At 71.1% G+C, this 7188-nt stretch carries 8 protein-coding genes; 3 read left to right on the forward strand and 5 right to left on the reverse strand.

Annotated elements, in window-relative coordinates; all coding sequences use genetic code 11:
* Window positions 1–13: 13 nt before the first annotated feature.
* The 3 genes from MTP10_RS33425 to MTP10_RS33435 form a co-directional block, all read right to left on the reverse strand.
* On the reverse strand, window positions 14–895 hold the full coding sequence (locus MTP10_RS33425) for a carbohydrate ABC transporter permease (protein WP_310714594.1): 882 nt from the start codon (window positions 893–895) through the stop codon (window positions 14–16).
* Between the two features lie 11 nt (window positions 896–906).
* A complete protein-coding gene (locus MTP10_RS33430) occupies window positions 907–1749 on the reverse strand; it encodes a sugar ABC transporter permease (RefSeq protein WP_310714595.1) in 843 nt (280 codons plus the stop codon).
* A gap of 514 nt (window positions 1750–2263) precedes the next feature.
* Window positions 2264–2767, reverse strand: a complete 504-nt coding sequence (locus tag MTP10_RS33435; protein ID WP_310714596.1) for a hypothetical protein — start codon at window positions 2765–2767, stop codon at window positions 2264–2266.
* Window positions 2768–2976: 209 nt separating this feature from the next.
* Here MTP10_RS33435 and MTP10_RS33440 point away from each other — a divergent pair, with 209 nt between their 5' ends.
* Complete coding sequence (locus tag MTP10_RS33440; RefSeq protein ID WP_310714597.1) at window positions 2977–3735, forward strand: SDR family NAD(P)-dependent oxidoreductase; 759 nt, start codon at window positions 2977–2979, stop codon at window positions 3733–3735.
* A 37-nt stretch (window positions 3736–3772) separates the two neighbouring features.
* On the opposite strand, the gene MTP10_RS33445 is transcribed toward MTP10_RS33440, so the two are convergent.
* Window positions 3773–4747: a hypothetical protein gene (locus MTP10_RS33445; RefSeq protein WP_310714598.1), complete on the reverse strand. Its 975-nt coding sequence runs from the start codon at window positions 4745–4747 to the stop codon at window positions 3773–3775.
* 163 nt (window positions 4748–4910) lie between these two features.
* On the opposite strand from MTP10_RS33445, the gene MTP10_RS33450 reads away from it, so the two are divergent.
* Window positions 4911–6098, forward strand: a complete 1188-nt coding sequence (locus MTP10_RS33450; protein WP_310714599.1) for a histidine kinase — start codon at window positions 4911–4913, stop codon at window positions 6096–6098.
* Window positions 6079–6822, forward strand: coding sequence for a response regulator transcription factor (locus MTP10_RS33455; RefSeq protein ID WP_310714600.1), 744 nt, complete (start codon window positions 6079–6081; stop codon window positions 6820–6822). Before MTP10_RS33450 ends, MTP10_RS33455 begins: the two co-directional genes overlap by 20 nt.
* Here the strand turns inward: MTP10_RS33455 and MTP10_RS33460 are convergent.
* Window positions 6744–7188: prolyl oligopeptidase family serine peptidase (locus tag MTP10_RS33460; RefSeq protein ID WP_310714601.1), on the reverse strand; the 445-nt coding region annotated here is incomplete at its 5' end. The two genes, MTP10_RS33455 and MTP10_RS33460, sit on opposite strands and share 79 nt — an antisense overlap.

A 7188-nucleotide genomic window follows, 5' to 3' on the forward strand; every position in this document is an offset into this window, starting at 1 on the left:
GCACCCCGCTTCGTCACTTCATGCCGGAGAAGTTCATCGACTGCACCAGCCGCTTGCCCAGGAAGACGAGCAGGACGAGCACCGGAATGATGGACAGGACCGATCCGGCCATGAGCCCGGTCCAGTCCGGCGCCCGGTTGGGCGACTGCTGGAGGAACACGCCCAGCCCCACGGTGAGTACCCGGGTGCTCTCGGCCTTGCCCACCAGCAACGGCCACAGATAGTCCTTCCAGCTCCACACGACCGTGGTCAGCCCGATGGTGATCAGTGGACCGCGGCTCATGGGAAGCACGATCTTCCAGAACATCCCCCACCGGCTGATGCCCTCCAGCGTCGCGGCCTCCTCCACGTCCCGGGGAATGGACAGGAAGAACTGGCGCAGGAAGAACACCGCGAACGGCGTCATCAGCAGGCTGGGCAGGACCAGTCCCGGGATGGTGCTCAGGATGTCCAGCTGCTTGACCAGAACGAAGTTCGGCAGGATCGTGAAGATCGGCGGCACCATCAGCGCGGCGATGATGACGCCGAACGCCAGGTCCCTGCCCGGGAAGCGCAGCCGGGCGAAGGCGTAACCCGCCATGGCGCAGCAGAAGGTCTGCACGACGGCGATCAGCCCGCTGTAGACGATCGAGTTCATCGTGTACCGCAGGAAATTGATCTGCGCTCCCGACCCGCCCGCGGCTCTGGCCTCCTCCGCGTCGACCAGGCCCAGCACCCGAGCGAAATTGATCAACGTGGGGTTGTCCGGCCACAGCCCGGTCGAGTCGCGGTAGAGGTCGGCAGCCGGAGTAAGGGCCGTGCGGGCCATCCAGTAGAAGGGGAAGACGGTGAGCACGACCGCGGCGAGGAGGGCGAGCCAGGCGGCCCTTTTGCTGATCTTCATTCCGGAGAACATCCGAAGGCTCCTTAGCCCAGGTCCGAACGCGACGCGCGCAGCATCCGCATCTGCATGGTCGTCAGCACGCCGAGGATGACCACGAGGACCATCGCCACGGCGGCGGCGTATCCCATGTCGAAGTAGGTGAACGCCCGCTGGTAGATGTAGTAGTAGATGACCCGGGTCTCCGGGATGGGCGGCTTGCCGCCGTACACGACCGCGACCGTGTCGAAGATCTGGAACGAGCCGATCAACGACACCACCAGCACCAGCGCCAGGATCGGCCGCAGGAGCGGCAGCGTGATCGATCGGAACATACGCCATTCACCCGCGCCGTCGATCGCGGCGCCCTCGTACAGGTGTTGCGGTATCTGCAGCATCCCCGCGTACAGCAGCAGCGCGGTGTAGCCCGTGTAGGTCCAGCTGTTGACCAGCGCCACCAGGGGCATCGCCCAGCTCGGCGAGTTGAAGGAGAGGGTCGTGTCGAGTCCGGTCAGGCCGATGAGGTGGTTGACGAACCCGAGCTCGGGATCCAGCAGCCACGCCCACAGCAGGCCGATCGTCACGTTCGGCACCAGCCATGGCACCAGCAGCGTCGCGCGCAGGACGACCGACTGGGTCAGCCGGTGCATCAGCGCCGCCAGTCCCAGCGCGACCAGCGTCTGCGAGACGATGTTCACGACCACGTAGTAGCCCGTGACCTTGAGCGCGTTCCAGAACTGCTCGTCGCCGACCAGTTTCTGGTAGTTGTCGGCGCCGACGTACGTCGGATCGTTCAGCAGGCTGTAGTCCGTGAACGAGTACCAGACGCCCCGGACCGTCGGGTAGGCGTAGAAGACCGCGAAACCGACGATCACCGGCAGCAGGAACAACCAGGCGACATGGCGATCGTCCCGCCGTCGCCCCGGTCGGCCGAGAAGCCCTCGACGCTGGTCGGTCCCGGCATCGAGTCGTGTCTCAACCGCGTGCATGGGCGCTCCTGTCGACAGCCGCTCGCCGGCGTTCCACGGTGCCGGTCGTCGGTAATAATGATGCGAGCTATCGATATTTTGTCAAGGGCTCATCATATCTGCGATGGTTCGCAGCGACCCGTCCGATGCCGCGATCCTCACCAACAGCCTCCGGGTCGCGGCGGAGCTGGAACAGCGCATGGTCAACGCCTCCGAGCGCCGGATCATCCTGGGCGGACTCCACGAAACTGGACCGGATCGGGCGGGCGCCGATCTGCGAGCTCCCCAGGTCAACCTCCTGAACACCGACGCCGCCGCGCCGGCACCGAGCAGGCCCTCATCGCCGCCGGCTACGACCGGCAAGACGTCCCGGGGCGACGGACTCTGTGATCAGAGTCCGTCGCCGTCCACGGGAGAGCCCGCTACCTGGGCGGGGTCAGCACTTGACCGTGAGCGTGGGGCCGCTCAGCGCGGTGGTGCCGACGGTCACCACGCGGAAGGTGTTCTTCTTCATGCTCTTGCACGTCGCGCGGACGTGGAAGGCACCCGTCTGATCGCTGCGCACGGTCCTGCTCGCCAGCCGCTGCCAGTGCGGGATGCCGATGATCTTCGTCTTCTTCTGCAGCTCCATCGTCCACCGGCCGGCCTTGCTGCCCTTGCAGTGGGCCCGGACAGTGCCGTACATGCGCCACTTGCCGCCCTCGTACCTCCCCCAGGGGCGCAGCAGCGTGAGGCAGCGCTTGGACGAGGTGGTCGCCACCGCCGTGCGCGCCTGGGTGGCCTGGGGCTGGGCGTAGCTCCAGTTCTGGGCCACGGGGGCGGTCACGGCCGTCGTGGCCGGGGCCGTCTGCGCCGTCGCCGAGCCGGGTGCGATGAGCAGTGCGGACGCCGCGCCGGCGGCGCCCATGAGAGTGATGAGCCGCGTGCTGACCGAAGCCATGAGATCGTCCCTTTCTCCGTCGGTGTGCCTTGCGAGAAGGACGGTAGGCCGGTGCTTGTTGAGGATCCGTTGAGGATCTGTCAGGCGCCTTCCGTACGCCGGCGGCTGGGTCACCGATCCGAGTTCTGTCCGGTGCTCGACACACCGCCCCCGTCGTGGCGATCATCGTCCTGACGGCAACGGCCTGACCCCGAAGGGAATGACAGCCGATGAGCGTTCTCAAGGACCGGGTGGCACTGGTGACCGGCAGCTCCCGAGGGATCGGCGCAGCCATCGCGACCACCTTCGCCCGGGCCGGCGCCCGTGTCGTGTTGCACGGCCGGGACGGGGCCGCGCTCGCTGCGGTCCAGGCACGCATTGACGACCTCGGCGGGGAGGCCACCAGCGTGACCGGAGACGTCACCGTCGCCGCCGACCTCGCCCGCATCCGCGAGCGGATCCTCGACCGCTACGGTCCCGTCGACGTGCTGGTCGCCAACGCCGGCAGCTCGGACAGCCGCCCCACGCCCATCGAGGACATCACGGAGGAGAGCTGGCGGGCCGACATCGACCGGAACCTGACCGGCACCTTCCTGACCGTCAAGTGTTTCCTGCCGGACATGAAGCAGCGCCGAAGCGGCAACATCATCACCCTGTCCTCGGCGGCCGGGCGCAAGCCGAGCGAACGGACGATCGTCGCGTACGCCGCGGCGAAGGCCGGTGTGCAGATCTTCACCCAGGATCTGGCCGCCCAGGTGGGCCCGTTCGGCATCCGCGCCAACTGCCTCGCCCCGGAGACGATCCTCACCGAGACGAACGAGCAGTGGATCCCGGCCGACGTTCAGCGCTCGCTGGCCGAGTCGCACCCGCTGCGGCGGCTCGGCACACCCGAAGACGTCGCACGGGCCGCGCTTTTCCTCGCATCCGACGACGCCGGCTGGATCACCGGCGTCATCGTCGACATCGCCGGTGGCGCGGTGCTGGCGTGACCCGTGAGCCACGCACCGTTGTGTGCCATCGCCATGGTCACCGCGTACGCCGGGCGAGCAGGGCCAGCAGGCCGATCATGACGAGCCCGAGCGCGGCCAGCGACACGCGGTCGGTGACGTTCTCCCCATTGGCGATCACTCCGAACACCGTGTGCGCCACGAGCGCCCCACCGGCCAGCGCGAGGCTGTGCCGGTCGCCCCACCCGCCGTGCGCCGTCCACCGGCGCAGCAGCACCCCTGCCACCACCGCCAGCAGCGCCGCCGCCACCATCGGGACCACCACCCAGCCCCCTTCGGTGAAGGCCGGATGCCGGGCGCCACCGAAGGGGAACAGCAGCGCGAGATATCCGAACGCCACCACCCCGGCCAGGCACGCGACGACCGGCGGCGCCGGAACCGTCCGGGGCGCGGCGGCCGCCGGGCGGGGGACGAACCGCAGCGCGAGCACCACGAGCACCGCGATCACCAGCACGAACGCCGCCAGCGCCGCCGACGGCGCCTGGTAGCCGGGGTCGATGAAGGCCGTCGTCCACCGCAGCAGCAGAGCGCCCAGCACGAACACCACTCCCGCCACGACCAGCCCGGTCCGCCCCAGATACGGGCGACGGCGAAGCTCCGGGACGATGAGATCCACCAGCAGGATCGGCAGCGCCACGCTGAAGACCGCGTGGTAGGGGATGTTCAGCTCGGTGTAGGCGCTGTTGAGGCCGAGGATCCTGGGCGCCCAGCCGGCCACGCCGTAGATCGTCGGGCTGGTGAGCGCCTGCAGCGCCAGCCCTTCCTCCACGATCCCGTACGCCGCCCCGAGCAGCAGGATGGCGGGCCAGCCCCGGCCGGTACGGCGTACCAGCTCGCGGATCAGTACGGTGCCGGCGCCGTAGATCGGCGTCCACAGCAGCAGCAGCCACGCCTGGCGGAGGGGCGGATTGCCGAGCGTGAGCTCGGCGACGACCGGGGTGAGCCCGGCCAGCAGAAGCGCGGCCCACCGGCCGCGTGCTCGTGAGGTGACCATGCGCCCACGGTCTCCCGCGGCGGGCGCGGCGCGCTGCTGCCGCCAGGCCGGTCCGTGGCCTCTTCGGTCGCTTCCGAAGGGTGACTTTGGTTGCCAGGGCGGGGCGGCGATGGTGACCTTGGTTGCTTACCAGGCGGGAGGCCGGCGGATACGATCTGCGGTTGTGTTCGCAGGACAGGGCCCGGGGACGGGTGGGCAGCCGGGTCCGGGGAGATCGCGGCGTGACTGGGCGGCCGGGGCCGGCGGCATCGTGCTCGCCATGGCCGGGGCCGGCGCGGTGGTCTGGGGGGATCTGGTCCCGGGGACGCCCGGCTGGTACCTGTGGGCCGACGTGGCCGGCGGGGCCCTGGCGTGCGCGGGGCTGTGGTGGTGCCGGCGGTGGCCGGTGGCCGCCTCGCTGGCCGTCATCGCGCTGTCCGTCCCGGCCGCGGCGGCGTCGGTGGCCGCGGGGATCGCCACGCTCGTCGCGGCGCTGTACCGGCGGCCACCCGCGGCCGTCGCGGTGGGGATGGCGTGGGTGGCGGCGACACTGGTCAGGTTCGCCTGGCGGCCGCCCGGGCTGGCGCCGTACCCGGTGTGGGCGCTGGTCGGCGTACTGTTCGGCGGGGCGATCACCGGCTGGGGCATCCTGGCCAGGACCCGGCGGGAGCTGCTGGCGTCACTGGCGGAACGGGCCCGCCGCGCCGAGGCCGACCAGCGGCTGCGCGCGGAGGAGGCCCGCCGCGCCGAACGCCTCGGCATCGCCCGCGAGATGCACGACGTGCTCGCCCACCGGCTGTCGCTGCTGGCGGTGCACGCCGGAGCGCTGGAGTTCAACGCCGCCGCCAGGCCGGACGAGGTCGCCGAGGCGGCCGGGGTGATCCGGACCAGCGCCCACCACGCCCTGCAGGAGCTGCGCGCGGTCATCTCCGTGCTGCGCCAGAGCCCGTCGGCCGAGCTTCCGCTGACCGGGCTCGCGCCGCTGGTGGAGGAGTCGCGGCGGGCCGGGATGCGCATCGAGCTGCACGAGCACGACGTACGCTTCGCCGACCTGCCGGAGACGATCCGGCGCACCGCGTACCGCGTCGTGCAGGAGGGGATGACCAACGCGCGCAAGCACGCGCCCGGCCGGCCCGTCACCGTCGAGGTCTCCGGCGCGGCCGGCGGCGAGCTGACGGTCGAGGTGCGCAACCCGCTGCCCGCCGGGCGGGAGGCGGCGGGGCTGGCCACGACCGGGGCGGGAGCCGGGCTGGCCGGACTGGAGGAACGGGTCTCGCTGGCGGGCGGGCGCCTGGAGCGCGAACACACCGACGGGGGCGGGTTCCGGCTGGCGGCGCGGCTACCATGGCCACGTGAGCGGCCCCATGAGTGAGCCGGTGAGCGGGCCCGCGGATGCGCCCGTGGATGAGGGTGCGGGTGCGCCCGCCGGCGGGACCGGGAGTGCGTCCGGCGCGATCCGGGTGCTCATCGTCGACGACGACGCGCTCGTCCGCGCGGGGCTGACGTTGATGCTAAGGGGGGCGCCCGCCCTGCAGGTGGTGGGCGCGGTGGCCGACGGCGCGCAGGTCCAGGCCGCGGTCGGCGAGCACTCCCCCGACGTGGTGCTGATGGACATCCGGATGGCCGGCCTCGACGGCATCGACGCGACCCGCAGGCTGCGCGCGCGCCGGGACGCGCCGGAGGTCATCATCCTGACCACGTTCGACGCCGACGAGCACGTGTTCCGGGCGCTGCGCGCGGGTGCCAGCGGGTTCCTGCTGAAGGACACGCCGCCCGAGGGGATCGTCGAGGCGATCCGGCGCGTCGCGGCCGGCGAGCCCAGCCTGTCGCCGAGCGTCACCCGGCGGCTGATCGCCCACCTGCTGCCGGAGGAGGACGACCGGCGGCGGGCCGACGCCCGGCGGGTGCTGTCGGCACTCAGCGACCGGGAGCGGGAGGTGGCGCTCGCGGTCGGGCAGGGCAAGGCCAACGCCGTCATCGCCGGCGAGCTGCACATGAGCGTGGGCACGGTCAAGGGCTACATCTCCCGCATCCTCACCAAGGCGGGCCTGGACAACCGCGTCCAACTGGCCCTGGTCGTCCACGACGCCTCCTGAGGCTGAGGTGTTCTCTCCCGTGTTCTCACCCAGGCGGTGAAGCCCTCGATCGCGTCGACGACGGCCTCGAAGCGGACCGAGTGGTACAGGTCGAAGGCGTGGTTGCCGCCGCGTAGTTCGGCGTAGACGACGGGGGCGGCCGAGGTCTGGCGTAGCCGGTCGGCGAAGTGCCGGGCGTCGGCCGCGGGCACCTGCGGGTCCAGGTCGCCGTGGGCCACGAGGAACGGCGGTGCGTCCGGTGTGATGTGGGCCAGCGGCGAGGACTCGGGTCCCTGGCCGAAGTAGGTGCCGTACCAGCCGTTCAGGTAGATGGCGCCGGTCACGGTGGTGTCGGCGTCCTCGAAGCCCGGCTGGAAGGCGGGATCG

This window comes from Nonomuraea sp. 3-1Str, assembly GCF_031570565.1.
Lineage (GTDB): Bacteria > Actinomycetota > Actinomycetes > Streptosporangiales > Streptosporangiaceae > Nonomuraea.

Bases quoted from the DNA above. Each gene is read 5' to 3' on its own strand.
- MTP10_RS33435 (WP_310714596.1), bottom strand. From the start codon at position 2,767: ATGGCTTCGGTCAGCACGCGGCTCATCACTCTCATGGGCGCCGCCGGC.
- MTP10_RS33440 (WP_310714597.1), top strand. From the start codon at position 2,977: ATGAGCGTTCTCAAGGACCGGGTGGCACTGGTGACCGGCAGCTCCCGA.
- MTP10_RS33425 (WP_310714594.1), bottom strand. From the start codon at position 895: ATGTTCTCCGGAATGAAGATCAGCAAAAGGGCCGCCTGGCTCGCCCTC.
- MTP10_RS33445 (WP_310714598.1), bottom strand. From the start codon at position 4,747: ATGGTCACCTCACGAGCACGCGGCCGGTGGGCCGCGCTTCTGCTGGCC.